The 15,575-nt window shown below is 54.4% G+C and carries 17 protein-coding genes; 5 read left to right on the forward strand and 12 right to left on the reverse strand.

The genetic code is table 11. The features are described from left to right. The 5 genes from AC6RNO_RS21835 to AC6RNO_RS21855 all read right to left on the reverse strand — a co-directional run. The coding region (locus AC6RNO_RS21835) for a transposase (RefSeq protein ID WP_497106744.1) at positions 1 to 601 on the reverse strand (601 nt) is incomplete at its 3' end. 812 nt (positions 602 to 1,413) lie between these two features. Continuing rightward, positions 1,414 to 2,919 (reverse strand): alpha-galactosidase, encoded by a 1,506-nt coding sequence (locus AC6RNO_RS21840; RefSeq protein ID WP_497106745.1) that lies wholly within the window; start codon positions 2,917 to 2,919, stop codon positions 1,414 to 1,416. A gap of 108 nt (positions 2,920 to 3,027) precedes the next feature. Continuing rightward, positions 3,028 to 3,942 (reverse strand): helix-turn-helix domain-containing protein, encoded by a 915-nt coding sequence (locus tag AC6RNO_RS21845; protein ID WP_497106822.1) that lies wholly within the window; start codon positions 3,940 to 3,942, stop codon positions 3,028 to 3,030. Continuing rightward, positions 3,939 to 4,835 carry a TIM barrel protein gene (locus AC6RNO_RS21850; RefSeq protein WP_497106746.1) on the reverse strand — a complete coding sequence of 299 codons (897 nt, stop codon included), beginning with the start codon at positions 4,833 to 4,835 and terminating at the stop codon, positions 3,939 to 3,941. The genes AC6RNO_RS21845 and AC6RNO_RS21850 overlap by 4 nt, the downstream gene beginning before the upstream one ends. A 235-nt stretch (positions 4,836 to 5,070) precedes the next feature. Continuing rightward, positions 5,071 to 6,279: an acetylornithine/succinylornithine family transaminase gene (locus AC6RNO_RS21855; RefSeq protein WP_497106747.1), complete on the reverse strand. Its 1,209-nt coding sequence runs from the start codon at positions 6,277 to 6,279 to the stop codon at positions 5,071 to 5,073. A gap of 272 nt (positions 6,280 to 6,551) precedes the next feature. Between AC6RNO_RS21855 and AC6RNO_RS21860 the strand changes: the two genes are divergently transcribed. Next, complete coding sequence (locus AC6RNO_RS21860) at positions 6,552 to 6,899, forward strand: YkgJ family cysteine cluster protein (RefSeq protein WP_488437241.1); 348 nt, start codon at positions 6,552 to 6,554, stop codon at positions 6,897 to 6,899. Between the two features lie 73 nt (positions 6,900 to 6,972). Here the strand turns inward: AC6RNO_RS21860 and AC6RNO_RS21865 are convergent, their stop codons facing one another. After that, positions 6,973 to 7,140, reverse strand: a complete 168-nt coding sequence (locus AC6RNO_RS21865) for a hypothetical protein (RefSeq protein ID WP_474683363.1) — start codon at positions 7,138 to 7,140, stop codon at positions 6,973 to 6,975. A gap of 249 nt (positions 7,141 to 7,389) precedes the next feature. On the opposite strand from AC6RNO_RS21865, the gene kduI reads away from it, so the two are divergent. The 4 genes from kduI to AC6RNO_RS21885 are packed head-to-tail and all read left to right on the forward strand — an operon-like array spanning position 7,390 to position 10,630. Further along, the gene (gene kduI / locus AC6RNO_RS21870; protein ID WP_474683462.1) at positions 7,390 to 8,223 is read left to right on the forward strand and encodes a 5-dehydro-4-deoxy-D-glucuronate isomerase; all 834 of its coding nucleotides are present in this window, start codon (positions 7,390 to 7,392) and stop codon (positions 8,221 to 8,223) included. A 34-nt stretch (positions 8,224 to 8,257) separates the two neighbouring features. Further along, positions 8,258 to 9,013 (forward strand): DeoR family transcriptional regulator, encoded by a 756-nt coding sequence (locus AC6RNO_RS21875; protein ID WP_497106748.1) that lies wholly within the window; start codon positions 8,258 to 8,260, stop codon positions 9,011 to 9,013. Between the two features lie 24 nt (positions 9,014 to 9,037). Continuing rightward, positions 9,038 to 9,790 (forward strand): 2-dehydro-3-deoxy-D-gluconate 5-dehydrogenase KduD, encoded by a 753-nt coding sequence (kduD, locus tag AC6RNO_RS21880; protein ID WP_497106749.1) that lies wholly within the window; start codon positions 9,038 to 9,040, stop codon positions 9,788 to 9,790. Continuing rightward, positions 9,791 to 10,630 carry a TIM barrel protein gene (locus AC6RNO_RS21885; RefSeq protein ID WP_497106750.1) on the forward strand — a complete coding sequence of 280 codons (840 nt, stop codon included), beginning with the start codon at positions 9,791 to 9,793 and terminating at the stop codon, positions 10,628 to 10,630. It begins immediately after the preceding gene. A 222-nt stretch (positions 10,631 to 10,852) separates the two neighbouring features. Here the strand turns inward: AC6RNO_RS21885 and AC6RNO_RS21890 are convergent, their stop codons facing one another. The 6 genes from AC6RNO_RS21890 to AC6RNO_RS21915 form a co-directional block, all read right to left on the reverse strand. Continuing rightward, on the reverse strand, positions 10,853 to 12,013 hold the full coding sequence (locus tag AC6RNO_RS21890; RefSeq protein WP_497106751.1) for a DUF2264 domain-containing protein: 1,161 nt from the start codon (positions 12,011 to 12,013) through the stop codon (positions 10,853 to 10,855). 157 nt (positions 12,014 to 12,170) lie between these two features. Further along, positions 12,171 to 12,593 (reverse strand): arsenate reductase (thioredoxin), encoded by a 423-nt coding sequence (gene arsC / locus AC6RNO_RS21895; RefSeq protein WP_497106752.1) that lies wholly within the window; start codon positions 12,591 to 12,593, stop codon positions 12,171 to 12,173. Positions 12,594 to 12,606: 13 nt separating this feature from the next. Further along, entirely contained in the window at positions 12,607 to 13,245 is a 639-nt protein-coding gene (locus AC6RNO_RS21900; RefSeq protein WP_497106753.1) for an aquaporin, read from the reverse strand. Continuing rightward, a complete protein-coding gene (locus AC6RNO_RS21905; protein WP_474683356.1) occupies positions 13,223 to 13,564 on the reverse strand; it encodes an ArsR/SmtB family transcription factor in 342 nt (113 codons plus the stop codon). Before AC6RNO_RS21905 ends, AC6RNO_RS21900 begins: the two co-directional genes overlap by 23 nt. Before the next feature lie 433 nt (positions 13,565 to 13,997). Beyond that, positions 13,998 to 14,216, reverse strand: coding sequence for a hypothetical protein (locus AC6RNO_RS21910; RefSeq protein WP_474683355.1), 219 nt, complete (start codon positions 14,214 to 14,216; stop codon positions 13,998 to 14,000). A 5-nt stretch (positions 14,217 to 14,221) separates the two neighbouring features. Continuing rightward, positions 14,222 to 15,559, reverse strand: coding sequence for an NtaA/DmoA family FMN-dependent monooxygenase (locus tag AC6RNO_RS21915; protein WP_497106754.1), 1,338 nt, complete (start codon positions 15,557 to 15,559; stop codon positions 14,222 to 14,224). Between the last annotated feature and the right edge of the window lie 16 nt (positions 15,560 to 15,575).

Below are 15,575 nucleotides of genomic sequence, written 5' to 3' on the forward strand. Positions count from 1 at the left end.
TGATGTATCCGCGATCCATCACGTACGTTGTTCCTTGCTCGGTAACCAGTTCGATCGCAACTTCTTTATCCGCCACGGCTCCCGTCGACAACACGACTTTACTCGGAATCGCCAGATCCGGCCATTGTGTGCTTAGGCTCAGGTGCAGCTTTACCTGATTCTTTTCTTGGTCGACAAACGCCCACTTGCCAAAATGACTCGAGAGTGTGATCGAAGAGGAATCGATGATGGATAGGGGGACTAATTCTTTTTTTAGCCCTCTGTTCTCACACAGATGCAGGGTATCGTGAATACGGCGAGTGATGTCTTCGAACAGGTATTGGAGCAACCAGGTTGGCAGTTCAGATATTCTGCGAGAAAGTTGGGAAGCGCTAAGCGACGCGAGTCCAGTGAGTGCCTGTAGTTCCGGGCTATCCCGAAGATTTTCGACAATGCACTCGGGGTCTTTTCGATCGGACAACTGCGCTTCGACGAACAAGCGGAATGAAGCAGTGAGATTACACTTCTGCTTGCGATAATCGAGATAAACACAAACAAATTCGGGAATTTTCAACCATTCAAGACATTGACTGATGACGGTATTTGAGTTATGGTTACCCATGTATGGTCTCCTTTGTAATGGAGTGGGTAACACGCCCTCTACATTCACAATAGGAGATTTTTTAATTATCCGCCAGACAAAAAGCATCAATAAAATACAGTTTTAGGAACATTTTGAAACAAATTTTTCATGTCAGGTTTGATGCAAAGCTAGTGGCAAAAATGCAGTTTTTGGCTCGTTGATGCTCACACAGCAAAATATTCCTGCAAATGTGCAGGTTTTTGCTCGTTAATGGGCAAGCAGTGAAATATTCCTGCAAATGTGCAGGTTTTTTTGCGAATACTTGAGCTCAGGCCCATTTTCGGAGGAAATTCCTGCACAATCGCAGACTTTTCCTCAAAATGCCCCCTAATCGCTGAAAAAGCCTGCACTTTTGCAGGTTTTTGAGCTGCCTATCCAGCCTCGCCGAGCCTCGCCAGTCCTGGCCTGGAAGCTGCGCTCCCAACCAGGACTGCCCTCCGGCTGCCCTAATAGAAAGTCGCGGCTTTCTCAGGCAGCCTGAAAACTGCACGTTTCCGCGCCCAAACACCGGGCCCGGCCTTCGCACCGCACGCAGCTCCCAACGCGCAGTGTTTCGCAGCATGACAGCTTTCGATCGACTTTCGGCAGCGTAAAAAAAGGACCGCAAGGTCCTTTTTCAGTTTCATCCATTATAACCGATGCCCGCTTTAAAATACAGACTCCGGGCAGCAGCGCTCCGGCGGCAGCGCAGCGCGACTCAGCTTACCGCAACGCGCTGCAGCACAGCGCAGCTCAACGCCGCGCTAGCCGCTCAAATCGGCCGCAGGCGAGTGCGCCCCGAGCCGAACGGATCAGTGCGCCGCCGCTGCGCGGTCCTTGCCTTTGTCCGATTCGCCGGCGTTTTTGTTGGCGGCTTCGCGGTTCTGCTTCATCTCCTCGACGGATTTCACCTTCAGGCGCGCCGCGCCCTCGTAGTCTCTCGTCGGGATCAGATCGCCCGAAGCGAGGCGCCGCTTCGCTTCGGCAATCGCGCTGCCGTACTGCGGCAGCCACTGCTCCTGCGCAACGAGCATTTCGTCGACAAGCTGCCAAATCTCCTTCGGATTGCACACTGCGCCGACGAGCGGGTCCATCATGAACGCCTGGCGCAGCAGCTTGTCGTCGCCGTGCACGGCGGCTTCTACGGCAAGCCGCTGTACGGAGATGCTCGCATTGCATACGGCCGCAGGCCCCAGCGGCAGATCACCGATGCGCGGCATCGAAATTCCGTTGCGGTCCGCGTAGCCCGGAGCTTCGATCACCGCATCGGCCGGCAGGTTGGCGATAACGCCGTCGTTCACCACGTTGAAATGCCCGCGGTACACACGGCCGGTCTCCAGGCCTTCAATGATGTACGAGCCGTGCTCGTGGCTGCGCTTTTCCGGCTTGTACTCCAGGGCCGGATCTTTCATCCAGTTCGGAAAATCGGTCTCGAACCAGTTGCGGCCTTCCGTGCATACGCGCAAATAGCCGCCGGTTTCCCCGTTGATCCAGCTGCCGAGATCGATCCATTCGGCTATTTCCTGCGGCCGCTTGCGGTACCAGGGCACGTATTCGCTCAGGTGCCCGTTGGACTCCGTGCTGTAGTAGCCGAAACGGCGCAGCATATCGATGCGCACTTTTTCGGTGCGGCTGAAATCCGGATGCTTCTCGAAAGCTTCGAGCAGCCTTCCGGTCAAATCTTCGCCGTTATGGCGGATTTGGATGTACCACGTCTGATGGTTAATGCCGGCGCAGATGATATCGACTTCCTCCTGCTTCAGGCCGAACGCCTCGGCAATCTGCCAGTGCCCGCCCTGCACGCCGTGACACAAGCCGATCGTGCGCACGCCGCCGTATTTGTTGCACGCCCAAGTCAGCATCGCCATCGGGTTCGCATAGTTGAGCAGCAGCACGTCCGGCGCAGCCGTCTCGCGAATATCTTTGCAAATGTTCAGCATCTCGGCGATGCCGCGCTGTCCGTACATAATGCCGCCCGCGCACAGCGTATCGCCGACGCATTGGTCGATGCCGTATTTCAGCGGAATGTCCACGTCCGTAGCAAAAGCTTCAAGCCCGCCTACACGAATCGTACATAATACATATTTCGCATCTTTCAAAGCTTCCCTGCGGTCCGTCGTCGCCTGGATTTGAATCGCCAAACCGTTCTCGCGAATATCCCGCTGGCAGAGCTCCGTCACCATCTCCAGGTTGTGCGCATTGATGTCCGTAAAAGCGACTTCCATATTGTGAAATTCAGGCACCGCGAGCAAATCCCGCAGCAAACCACGGGTAAATCCGATACTTCCCGCCCCGATAAAAGCAACTTTAAACGACATCAGACTTCATCCTCTCTTTGTCACATTCGGTTTCTTACACAAAACCAATTGTAGCAAAGCGTCCGCCGGAAGCGTTATCAAATTCCTCACTTTTTACCCCTGCGTCTGTCAAAAATCCTCACTTTGTTCCGGATAATTCATGATGTGCGTATCCATCGACTGCCTGAACTCCAAAGGCGTCCGATTCGTGTACGCTTTGAACAGCATATGAAAATATTGCCGGCTGCCGACCCCGACATAATCGCAAATCTCCGCAATCTGCACGTCGGTTTCGAGCAGCAGCATCTTTGCTTTTTCCATGCGGATCGAGGTCAAATATTCCATCAGCGTCACGCCGGTATTGGTTTTGAAAATGCGCTGCAAATAGCCGGGATGCAGGCTGACGGCCGCAGCGATATCTTTGACCTGAATGTCCCGGTCGTAGTTTTGATGAAGATACTCCATGCTCTGCTTCACATAGACGTCGCTTTGCTGCTGGCCGCTGCGGTACGTTTCCCGCCACAGTCTGGCGATCCGGATCAATAGCTGCGACATAAGCAGGTGCACCATCGTTTCGCTTTTGGCCCCGGGCCTGTCAAGCTCCAGTACGAGGCTTTTGAGCACGTGGTACACGTCGTCGGGATCGCGGAGCACCAGATAAGGCGACTGTACGGTCAAAAATGAAGCCAATACGCCGTCTTCAAGCGCCATTTGCCGAACCGACGGGAATGCGCCCTTACGGTCGGCGAAGCGGAATTCGGCGTTCAGCATCCGGCAGGGCGCGCCTTCGCCCACCAGCAGCCTGTGCGGCACATTGGCATCCAAAATGATGAACTCGCCCTTTTTCAGCCTGACGCTATCGTGCGTCTCCCGCTTCGTTTGAATTTCCACATCGCAGGCGCCGTGGATCGCATACATGATTTCAATCGCATCGTGCCGGTGAAACTGCATATGGAATCCGTTCCATTGTTTAAAATAGTAAGCCATAACCTGCGGATGGCAATCCCGCTCCAGCATCGTGCTCTGAAAAAGGCCGCCGCTCATGGCCGGCTCCGCGCCTGCCGCCACTGCTCCTCGGCGATCCGCTTCAGGAGCAGCGCTTGCTGCCAGCGGTCGGAGATTTCCACTTCCCGCCCCTCTGCGTCGATCCGGGTTATCGCATAATTGCGCGGAGGTCCAAGCTCCGTGACAAAAGGGAGCACATCGCCGGGCAGCGCCCGCTTCAGCCACTGCTCCATGCCCTTCCTCCACCAGCGGGCAAAATGTCCGGCCATAGGATGGTCGCCATCCGGGCCGATATCGACCTGCACCTGCTCGCCGTTCGACACGCGCGCATGAATGACCGCCGTTCGCGCCAGCAGCCGGTCAAAAAGCCGCTCCGCCCGCTCGCTGCCGCCGCCGGTCAATTCCCCGGCCACGACGTAATGCGACAGGTCGATCGTCAGCTGCAGCTGCGGAAGTTGTTCCACATACTGAGCCGTGCGGATCAAATCCTGTGTAACCGTGCCGCGGTGCGTCTCGATAAAACCCGGGATGCCGGCGCGCTCGCAGGCTTCCAGCACGCCTTCCAGCAAGCGCTGCGCCTCTTCGCCGACAACGAACGCATCCATCAGCTGGATGTTCATGTACCGCACCCGGCCAAACGCTTTGGCGGCCTGAAGCGGCCCTTCCATATCCTGCGCCTTGAGCGGATAAGCCAGGCCGCTGAAGCTCAGCTTGTACCGGTCGAGGAGCCGGTGCCACTTCGCCGCCTCGGCCTGCGCCGGCACAAAACCGGAAATGCCCGTGAAGCCCGCTTCAGCGATCCGCTCCACCTTTTCTTCCGCCGACCACTCCTTGCCGTCTTGACCCAAACCGGACATCGCCCACCAAGATTGCTCGATGGCCAGCTTCGGCGGTTCATTCGTTCCGTCATTGACCCGATTCCAACCCGTCATGCGCCGCTCCTTTCCATGTTGAAGCCATTTTTTAACACATAAGAATGTTTAAGTTCTTTACAGCGCTAAAGCGCGCAGAACACATTCTTATTGGCGAATAAACCTACCTCTAAACGCGGTCGCTCATCTTCGAAAGACCTCGATAGAAGTTTATCTCATTCATGCTTCTTCATGAATAGCATACTACGCAGCGGGGCTGCGGACAACGCGAGGATAATCGCGCGTTGCGGAGCTGTCACTCCCGTAAACGATCCAATTCGCGGTCCAAAACAGCCAGCATCTCGTCAATGTCCTCCCGGCTCACGATTAACGGCGGCATAAGACGAATCGTCGCAGGCTGCGGCGAATTGACGAGCAGGCCGGCCTGCAAGCAATTTGCGACCAGCTCGGCGCCTTTTGGCTCGGGCAGGTCAAAAGCCGCCAGCAGCCCTTTGCCGCGGATATTCCGCAGGCCGTGCTTCGCTGCGATTTCGTCCAGCCGCTGCTGCAAATAGTCTCCCTGCTCCTTCGCCTTTTGCGGCAAATTCAGGCGGATCACCTCGCTGAAGACGGCGAGACCCGCAGCCATCGCCAATGGCTGTCCGGTGTAAGTCCCGCCCTGATCGCCGGGCTCGAACAAGTTGTAAGCCTCCTTCGTCAGCATCGCCGAAAGCGGGAAGCCGCCCCCGATCCCTTTGCCGAGCGTCATGATGTCGGCTTCGATCCCGTAATGTTCGTACGCGAACATGGTGCCGGTTCGTCCGACTCCCGTTTGAACTTCGTCGAAAATGAGCAAAATCGAGCGTTCGTCGCAAATTTGGCGCAGCTGCCGCACATAGTCGGGATGGGCGGCGTGTACGCCACCTTCACCTTGGACCAGCTCCAGCATAATCGCGCAAGTGTTCGGACCGACGGCCTGCAGACACGCCTCGATGTCGTTCAGAGGCACGTGCCGGAAGCCCGGTACCTTTGGCGCGAACAGCGGCTCCCAGTAAGCTTTGCCGGTTGCGGACATCATAGCCAGCGTACGTCCGTGGAAGCTGTTCGTCGTCGTAACGATCTCAAAAGCCCCTCCCAGCTTCAAGGAGCCGTATTTTCTCGCCAGCTTGACCGCACTTTCGTTCGCTTCCGCCCCGCTGCTGGCAAAAAACGTCCTGTCATAGCAGGTGTGATCCGTCAGTAGCCTGGCGAATTCGACCATCGGCCTGTTCAAGTACGCCGGACTCGTATTCACCAGTACGGAGGCTTGCCGGGCCAGCGCTTCCTGCAGCACAGCCGGCGAATGCCCCAGACAGGTCACAGCCCAGCCGCCGACAAAATCCAGATACTTCCTGCCCTCCGTATCCCACAGATACATGCCCTGACCGCGTTCGAACACAATCTCCGGCCGTTTGGCCGTGAACAGAAGCGAAGCTTCCGCTTCTTTCAACAGTTTTGACGTTGCGCTTTGAACTTGGGAATTCATGCTATCACCTCTTCATAATTTCGTATTATTATACATTTTGTTGTATTTTTATTCAAATCTTTTTTTCGGATGATCTTCTGTCCCGCGACAGCAAAAATCGGCAGCCGATTCCAGGTCCTTGCCTGAGATCGATTGCCGATTCATTTGACTTTTCATTTTGTTGAGTTTATGTTAAAATATTTTCACCAAAAACGGAAATTCATTATATCACATTTTACCGCTTGTGTCAATGTAAATTTCCGGAAATAGAACGCCGTTACAGGAGGTTACTTATGGAAACTTTACCCTGCCAAGGATGCAAAGGGATGTGCTGCGGCCCGGTTCCGGTCACCGAGCAAGAGTTCAAACGCATCAAAAAGCATATCAAATCGATGCCGGCCAAAACCCGCTCCAACCTTGAAAATCAACCGAGATTGTACGGAACGTGCATCTTTTACGATCTGGACCGGGACAAATGCGGAATTTACGCCGCAAGGCCTGAAGTGTGCCGGAAATTCGGATATTATCGGCACCTGATCTGCTACCGCAAGCCCGAGCTGGCAACTCAGGAAGACAAAAGCTTCAAGGAAAAACCGGTCGGGCTGTTGACCCTGGATTTTCTCTGGAAGCATTTCAAATGATGCTGCAAAACGCCTCCGAAACCGCCGGCAAGCGGAACGAGGCGTCTTTTTTTTGCGCGGGGACGGCGACTTCTCACTTCCATTCGTCCTTTTCCGTGTCATCGGTGAAAGCGTGCTCGATGTTGTCGACGATTTCCTCAACCGCACTGCTGATCATATCCGTAGCGGTCACGTCCTCTTCTCCGGGTTTGGTCGGGATCGTATCCTGGCAGACGTGCTCAAAATAGTTCGGTTCGCTCATGTTCGGAAGCCTCCTCGGTGGAAAATTTTGCTGTCATCCATAATAGTCTCCCACCGACAAGCCTGATTTTATGCATAAAAGGAAGACTGCTTTTCGGAGTAGACGAAGCCACCTTATGGGGATCGGTGAAGGCCGCTTTTCGGGATCGGCGATTTTCCGCTTGAATAATCGGTTCATTTGGAGTAATTTAAACCTATATGAACTTATTTTTACACATTTGAACCTAAAGGGAGAGATTTTTTCATGGAAATGGATATTCGCTACGCTTCGCACCCGAGAGAAGTTAAAACTTTTGACACCAGCCGCCTGCGGGAAGAATTTCTCATCAATTCCTTGTTTGCGCCGGATGAAGTGAAGACGGTTTATTCGCACGTGGATCGTTTTATCGTAGGCGGGGTCGTGCCTGTTGAGCGTTCGGTTCAGCTGGAAGCCAACAAAAAGGATATGGCCGCAGACTACTTCCTGGAGCGCCGCGAAATCGGAATTATTAACGTAGGCGGTCGTGGAACCGTTCGCGTCGACGGCACTGCGTATGCAATGGACTCCAAAGACGGCCTTTACATCGGTAAAGGAGCGAAGGAGATCTTTTTCGAAAGCGAGAACGGCGCGGAGCCTGCGAAGTTTTACTTCAACTCCACTCCGGCGCATACGACCCATCCGACCGTGAAAATCGCCATCAACGAAGCTTCGCCGAACCATCTCGGCAGCATCACCAACTCCAATGAGCGGACGATCTACCGTTACATCCATACAGGCGGCGTGCAAAGCTGTCAACTTGTTATGGGCATGACGCTGCTCAAGCCGGGCAACATGTGGAATACTATGCCGAGCCACACGCACAACCGCCGCTCCGAAGTGTATTTTTACTTCGATATGCCGGAAGACGGCGTCGTATTCCATCTGATGGGCGAGCCGCAGGAAACGCGCCATGTCGTGATGCGCAACGAGCAGGCCGTCATTTCGCCGAGCTGGTCGATTCACAGCGGCGTAGGCACGAGCAATTATACGTTTATTTGGGGCATGGCCGGCGAAAATCAAATTTTTGAAGACATGGACGCCGTAGCCATGAAAGATTTAAAATAATCGGTACACTCTCTTTCAGAACGGATGAACACCGATGAACCCTTTACGCAGATATGAAATCATCATGGAAATGCTGCTGGCGCAAAAGGAAGTGACCGTCAGCCAACTGAGCGAGCGCCTTGAGGTCACAGGCAAAACAATCCGTGAAGATTTGGCGAAGCTTGAGGAAAAAGGGCTGCTGATCCGCATTCACGGCGGAGCGACGCTGGCGCAAAGCGATCAGCACGGCATTCTTTCCGCCAAGGAACCGCTCGTCAAGCATGCCGATGAGAAGGCGGAAATCGCCGAAATCGCCGTCAGGCACATTCAGCCCGGCGACATCATCGCCCTGGACGGCGGCAGCACGACGCTGGAAATCGCCAGGCGGCTGGACAACCAGCCTCTGACCGTCGTGACGAACGACCTGTACATTATTTCCGAGCTCGTGCGCAAGGACGAAATCAGGCTTGTCATTCCCGGCGGAACCCGCATCCGCAACGTGCTGGCCGGCTCCGAAGCGGCTGAATACGTCAGCAAGCTGAACATTCAGAAATCGTTTATATCCGCTACCGGCGTTCATTTGCAATACGGTTTTACCATTTATACGAGCGAACTGGTCGATTACAAAAAGGCGCTGATCAACTCCAGCCATACGGTCTACAGCGTCGTCGACCATTTCAAATTCGGGCAGTGCGCGCTGCGTACGTTCGCGGAGCTGTCGGACGTCTCGATGATTTTGACGGACAGCAAGCTCCCTGCCGATACGGCGGAACAATTCCGCAGCGCCGGAATGAAATTGGAATATCAATAAGCAGAAGCTTGGGGGAAATCGGATATGAAGCTTTTTGATTTAACGGGCAAAACTGCGGTTGTTACAGGCGCCTCGGGGGGTCTCGGGCAAGCGATGGCGATCGGTCTGGCCGAGGCAGGAGCGCGCATCGTAGCTGTCTCCTCGTCCGAAAGCGCGCAGACGGTAGCGGCCATTCGCGCATTAGGCGGCCAGGCCGAGCTGATCGCAGCGGATTTGAGCAACGAAGAAGTGCTGGAAGATGTCGTGAACCGCGCAGTCGGCTTTTGGGGCGGCATCGACATCCTCGTCAACAACGCCGGCATTATCCGCCGCAAGCCGGCTGCCGAGCACAGCCGTCAGGATTGGCACGACGTTATCGACCTGAACTTGAATTCAGCGTTTTTCCTCTGCCAGCTGGCAGGCCGTCATATGCTGGAGCGCGGAAGCGGCAAAATCATCAACATCGCCTCGATGCTTACGTATCAGGGCGGCATTAACGTGCCGGGTTACACCGCGAGCAAGCATGCGATTGCCGGAATTACCAAAGCGCTGGCCAACGAATGGGCCGGCAAGGGCATTCAAATCAACGCCATCGCGCCAGGTTACATGACGACCAACAATACGGCGCCGATTTTGCAGGATGAGAAGCGCACGCAATCGATCACCGAGCGGATTCCGGCCGGACACTGGGGCGCGCCGGACGATTTGAAAGGTCCGGTCGTATTTTTGTCTTCTTCGGCTTCCGACTATATGAACGGCCACGTCTTGTGCGTGGACGGCGGATGGATGGCGAGATAGATGGGCATCGGAACTCTTGCGCATACGGTCGGGAATTTGCCGCTGCAGCAACTGACGGCCAAGCTTCAGGGACGCGGGATTGACTTCGTACAGCTCGCACTTTCCAAAGCAATCGGCGATATCGATACAAGCCTCGGCAAGCTGAGCCCGGCGCTGGCGAACTACGTGGGCGAGCATTTCGAACGCGCGGGGATCCGCATCGGTGTGCTCGGCTGCTACATCAATCCGGTCCACCCGGACGCCGCCCAGCGCCGTCTTGAAATCGAAAGATTCAAAGAGCACATCCGCTACGCCCGCGATTTCGGCACATCGATTATCGCGACGGAAACCGGCGACCTGCGCACTTATGCGGATCAGGACCCCGAGAGATTCGAGGAGATCGGGTGGTCGGTTTTGCGGCAAACGGTCGAGGAACTGGCGGAAGAAGCGGAAAAACGCGGCGTGTTCATCGGCCTTGAGCCTGTGTTCACGCATACGCTTTCCAGCGTGGACAAAATGAACCGCATCCTTGAGGAAGTGCCTTCGGGCAACATCGGCGTCGTCTTTGACCCGGTCAACCTGCTCCCTCCGGATGCCATCGATTCGCAGGACACTTTTTTGGACTATGCTTTTGAGCGTTTTGGCAGCCGCATCGTGCTGGCGCATTTGAAAGACGTCCTTGTTCAGGAGGACGGCAAGCTCCGCCAGGTGCGCTCGGGAGCCGGTATTTTCCGAACAGCCTCGTTTCTTGAAAAACTGCACCGGCACAAGCCGTTTATCGACATTTCGCTGGAACAGCTGACGGATGAAACGGTGGATGAAACGGTTCAATATGTACGGGGCTTGATGAAACAAGGATAAACGACTCCGTCGTCCTTCTGGGACGAACGCGTTTATCAAGGTAGATGCGAAGCAAAAGTATAAAACATATACTTTCTTATCTACTGAAAAAAGAACCATCCCTGCGGCGGTTGCCCGCTTTCGGGGTGGTTCTTTTTTGTCGGTGGCATCCCGGTTTGGGGGCCGCTCTTTTCGCACCGCAGGCAGCTCCAAGCGCGCGGTGCGGAAATCGCATGGCGGCGGTCAACCTTTCAGCGCTTGGTCGATGCCGAACGGCTGGCCGCTCCACGCTTTGCGCGACGTCCACGCCTCGGAAGGCGCGCTCCAGAACGGATCAGCCGCCGGCAGGCCCAGCGGCACAAACACGGTCGTGCACAAATACAGGCTGCCCGTAGAAATATACGGCTCCCCGATTTCCGGCTGATTTCCGCAAAAGCCGATCGTCAGCCAGCCGTTCGTGTCAAAGTTGCCGGGCACCTCCAGCGTCCGCCGAATGACAGCCGTCAACGCGCTGCGCACTTGCCCCGGCTTCAAATGGGCCGGCAAGCGGTGCTGAAGCGCCATTTGCGCCAAATGCTGAAAAGCGCCGAACCGGTACGCCAAGGACCGCCCGATCGGCGGATACGTGCCGTCCGGCGCAATCAGCCTCTCCTGCACGTCCGCGTACCGGATGCATCTTTGCTCGTGCAATTGCTTGATGGCAGGCCAATCCCGGCCTTGGTCCGCACACACGTCGAGAATATCCATCATCATAGGCTGAATAACAAAGCTGTTGTAATAGTCAAAATGAAAATCGGGGCCGTCTCCATAAGCGCCATCCCCTTTGTACCACTGTTCATGCTGCCTGAGCGCATAATCGATCCGCATCGCATCCCAGTCCGCACCCAGCCGGAACAAAGCGGCCTCGATCATGGCGCTGAACAGCAGCCAGTTGCAAATATACGGTTGAATGCGGAGCGTCTGCTTAAGCGCCTCAATCACGTTGCCCCGCACCCGCGAATCGAGCTTATCCGCCAGCTCGCGAGGCGCGCGGAGCAAAGCGTGCGCCAAAAAAGCGGCATCCACCAAAGGCTGGTCCCCATGCGCAAAATTCATGTAATCCGCCGAGCCGGGGTCGGTTCCCGCATCGATGGCCTGCCTCGCCTCCGCTGCATACGCATCGCGAAGCCCAGCTTCCTCACCGCCCGCTTCCGTGCCTTCAAGCCAAGGCGCCAAACCGCTAAGCGTCCGCCCCAACGCTTCCAAATACGTGTAGCGCGAGCGGTCGCCCGTTTGCGCCTGAACCGGCATCAGCTCCTTCAACTGCTGCTTGCTCAGCGCCTTCAAAACCGGGTCCGCGATCATGCGCAGCGTGTCCAGCCAATATTTGCGTTCCTCATTGTATCCGTATGACGTCTGTCCCATACTCACCCATCCCATGTTCAACTATGTGCATATCCTACTAAACAAGTATATTACGCTTGGTTGAAACGTTTCAATGGGAAAATAAAAACTGCAAACGCAGTGGCTGGCGTTCTCTGATAATGCAGTTCACCGCTACGTGCATCCGCTTAATCATGGCTCATTTACCTTCTTTCACAAAGCGCTCAATTCGATCTTTTATGGAATCACGAACTTCGCGGAATTGGGATATGATTTCTTCTTCAGTTCCGGTCGCTTTCGCCGGGTCATCAAAGCCCCAGTGCCATCTTTCCGCTTTATCGTTATGGATTACCGGGCAATTATCGTTCGCGTGACCACAGAGCGTGATAATGTAGTACGCTTCCCTGAGGATCTCGGGGTCAATCACGTCAGACGTATGCCCCGAAATATCAATACCTGCTTCCTTCATCACTTGAACTGCTCGGGGGTTTAGCCCATGCGCCTCCAGTCCCGCACTTTTGACTTCATATTGGTCGCTGCCGATCGACTTCAAAAAACCGTCAGCGATTTGGCTTCTGCACGAATTCCCTGTACAAAGAAAATACACGAGCTTTTTATCCAATTCATCCATCCCCTTATTCATGTAATGTTTTATAGATCATGGAAGCGGCTATTGCCCCAAGAACGGGAGCTGCCACATACAACCATAGATGTTCGGTTGCGCCGGACACAAAAGCCGGTCCCAGTGACCGTGCAGGGTTCATCGAGGCTCCGCTGATCGGACCTGCAAACATTGCCATCAGCCCGACCGTAGCGCCAATCGATATGCCGGCAAAGCTTTTTACCGCTTTACCGTGTACGGCAGACCCCAAGATGACGATCATCAGCACAAACGTCAAAATAAACTCTAAAACAAAAGACTGTGTCTCGCTTGAAATGGGGAGGGTAGCCCCTAAATGAGCAACATTCCCAAACAAGAGGAACAGGGTATAACTCGCCGCGACCGCTGCAAGGAGTTGAGTGACGACATAGTACAAGCCATCCCTGGCGGAAATATCCCCTCGCGCCCAAAACCCGATGGTGACCGCAGGATTAAAATGGGCTCCTGAGATATGACCAAACGTATAGATCAGAGCCGTGACCACAAGTCCGAAGGTGAGGGCAACTCCGACATGAGTGATACTATTGGTGATCTCGTCAATCACCATGGCTCCGGGACCGGCAAAGACCAAAAAATAAGTGCCGATAAACTCAGCAATTAGTTTCTTTTTCATGGGTCACTCCGCAGCAGTTATTGCCTTCTCGAGCTGGTTTGAACATGCAGCACAGCTCCTCCGAGAGGATATGGCTTACTTCCTGTTGATTAATTTCGTAATAGCTCCACGTACCACGCGTCTCACGCGTAATAAAGCCGGCATCCAGCAGAATCTTCAAGTGATACGATAGCTTGGATTGGGACATGTCGAAAATATCCGTGAGATCGCAAACGCAGGTGTTTCCGCGCTGCGTCAGCTCGTACATGATGTGAAGTCGCTTTTCATCGGCAAGCGCTTTGAATTTGGCTTCGTAGTCTTTGAACGAAACTTCTTTCATGGAGTCACCACCTCTTTGAACTAAATCAACTTTTTTTGATTTATTCTACAGACTGAATGTAACACCACTTTCTTACCCAGTCAATCATTAAATCAAAAAAAGTTGATTATTACGTTAAACTGCCAGTTAGCTTAGCGACGCTATCCGTATTTTAAATAACTTTATTATCAGAGAGCAGCTGGTGAAACAACCGCTGCACGCAAAAAACTGCGAAAGTGCAGGCTTTTCCGGTGGAAACAGCCCGTTTGGACGAAAAGCCTGCGATTGTGCAGGAATTTTCGGCTAAGATGAGGCTGAGCGCCTAATTCAGCAAAAATGCCTGCACATTTGCAGGAATTTTCCAAAGCCAGGTCATTGGGGAGCGAAAAGATGTACTTTTACAGGTTTTTTGCGCAATGCCGGCGATTGGTGTGGGAACTCGAAGTTTGTTTTGCTAAAAAGGTATACTGGAAGGCTGATTTGTCAAGGTTATTCGCCCAAGGACGGCGATTTGGCACGAATGGTTCGCAATGTTGTCCGTGATCATCCCAAGATCCGCATTTACTGCGGTGAACTGGACGCCGAGCTCGCGGATGGACTCATAGGCGTCTCGAATGACTGCGAGCACCTCTTCCGCATCCTCAATGCCAGCAAGCCGATACGTATCGCTCACTGCTGTCACCTTCCTTTTTTCGAAAATCGGTTAACCGGCTTCGGCAGCTGAAAATGATCCCGCAGCGTGGTTCCCTCGTACTCCGTGCGAAACAGCCCTCTTTCCTGCAAAATCGGAACGACATGATCGACAAAATCGTCCAGCCCGTCCGGCAGCAGAGGGGTCATCAGCATGAAGCCGTCCGCAGCCCGCTCGTTAAACCATGTTTCCAGCCGGTCGGCAATTTTCTCCGGAGTCCCGATAAAATGGTCGTCGCTGTACGAGCCCGTAAGCAAGGAGTACAGCTGCCGCAATGTCGGGTTCTCCTTGGCAATAATGTCCTGAAACCGTCTGAACTCAAAGCGCACCCGTTCCAGCTTGTGCAAACCGATGTCCCTGGAGCGGGTGTCCAGGTTGTACCCGGACAAATCGAAATCGCCCAAATAATCCGTCAAAAAGCGGATGCCCGCCTCTTCCGAAATCAAGGAATCGAGGTACGCGAATTTTTCCTTGGCGATCTGTTCCGTCTCCCCGATTACCGGAGAGATGCCCTGCAAAATGTAAATATCGTCCGGATTGCGCCCGAGATCGGCCGCTTTCTTTTTAAAAGACCGATAAAAAGCTTGCGAGTCTTCGAAATTGTTTTTGTGCGAAAACACGACTTCGGCTGCCCGGGCGGCAAACTGCTGGCCCGCTTCCGAAGATCCCGCCTGCACGAGCACAGGATGCCCCTGCCGCGAACGGGCGATGTTAAGCGGCCCCTGCACCGAAAAAAACTCGCCGCGATGATCGATCCGGTGCAGCTTCTCCGCAGCGAAAAACGTCCCTTCCGCCTGGTCCCGCACAAAAGCGTCGTCTTCCCACGAATCCCAGAGCCCTCTCACCACCTCGATAAATTCCTCCGCCCGCTTGTAACGGAAGTCGTGCTCATAATGCTCTTCCCTGCTGAAATTGCGCGCCGTATTCCCCGACAAATCCCTCGTGGTAACGATGTTCCACCCCGCTCTGCCCTTGCTGATATGATCGACCGACATGAACATGCGGGCCAGATTAAACGGCTCCACGTAGGATGTCGAAGCCGTGGCGACGACGCCGATATGGGAAGTGGCCGACGCCAACGCGGTAATGAGGGTAATCGGTTCGAACCGGTTCAAAATGTTCGGATGCGATTGTTCGTTAATGGCCAAACTGTCAGCGATAAAAGCAATATCAAACTTGCCCCGCTCCGCAGTCCGGGCCAATCGCTTGTAATAGTCGATGTCGATGCTTGCGCCGGGCTGCGCGGAGGGATGCCTCCATGAAGCCACATGCATGCCTGTGCCAACCAGATAGGCCGACAACTTGATTTGTCTCGTACCCGCCATGCCCGTCACCCGCCTC

It is taken from the genome of Paenibacillus sp. sgz302190 (genome assembly GCF_059820445.1).

Excerpts from the sequence above, each read along its gene's own strand:
- AC6RNO_RS21890 (WP_497106751.1), bottom strand. The coding sequence starts at position 12,013 with ATGGGACAGACGTCATACGGATACAATGAGGAACGCAAATATTGGCTG.
- AC6RNO_RS21850 (WP_497106746.1), bottom strand. The coding sequence starts at position 4,835 with ATGACGGGTTGGAATCGGGTCAATGACGGAACGAATGAACCGCCGAAG.
- AC6RNO_RS21885 (WP_497106750.1), top strand. The coding sequence starts at position 9,791 with ATGGGCATCGGAACTCTTGCGCATACGGTCGGGAATTTGCCGCTGCAG.
- AC6RNO_RS21855 (WP_497106747.1), bottom strand. The coding sequence starts at position 6,279 with ATGAATTCCCAAGTTCAAAGCGCAACGTCAAAACTGTTGAAAGAAGCG.
- AC6RNO_RS21865 (WP_474683363.1), bottom strand. The coding sequence starts at position 7,140 with ATGAGCGAACCGAACTATTTTGAGCACGTCTGCCAGGATACGATCCCG.
- AC6RNO_RS21915 (WP_497106754.1), bottom strand. The coding sequence starts at position 15,559 with ATGGCGGGTACGAGACAAATCAAGTTGTCGGCCTATCTGGTTGGCACA.
- AC6RNO_RS21900 (WP_497106753.1), bottom strand. The coding sequence starts at position 13,245 with ATGAAAAAGAAACTAATTGCTGAGTTTATCGGCACTTATTTTTTGGTC.
- AC6RNO_RS21840 (WP_497106745.1), bottom strand. The coding sequence starts at position 2,919 with ATGTCGTTTAAAGTTGCTTTTATCGGGGCGGGAAGTATCGGATTTACC.
- AC6RNO_RS21845 (WP_497106822.1), bottom strand. The coding sequence starts at position 3,942 with ATGAGCGGCGGCCTTTTTCAGAGCACGATGCTGGAGCGGGATTGCCAT.
- AC6RNO_RS21905 (WP_474683356.1), bottom strand. The coding sequence starts at position 13,564 with ATGAAAGAAGTTTCGTTCAAAGACTACGAAGCCAAATTCAAAGCGCTT.
- kduI (WP_474683462.1), top strand. The coding sequence starts at position 7,390 with ATGGATATTCGCTACGCTTCGCACCCGAGAGAAGTTAAAACTTTTGAC.
- AC6RNO_RS21875 (WP_497106748.1), top strand. The coding sequence starts at position 8,258 with ATGAACCCTTTACGCAGATATGAAATCATCATGGAAATGCTGCTGGCG.
- kduD (WP_497106749.1), top strand. The coding sequence starts at position 9,038 with ATGAAGCTTTTTGATTTAACGGGCAAAACTGCGGTTGTTACAGGCGCC.
- AC6RNO_RS21860 (WP_488437241.1), top strand. The coding sequence starts at position 6,552 with ATGGAAACTTTACCCTGCCAAGGATGCAAAGGGATGTGCTGCGGCCCG.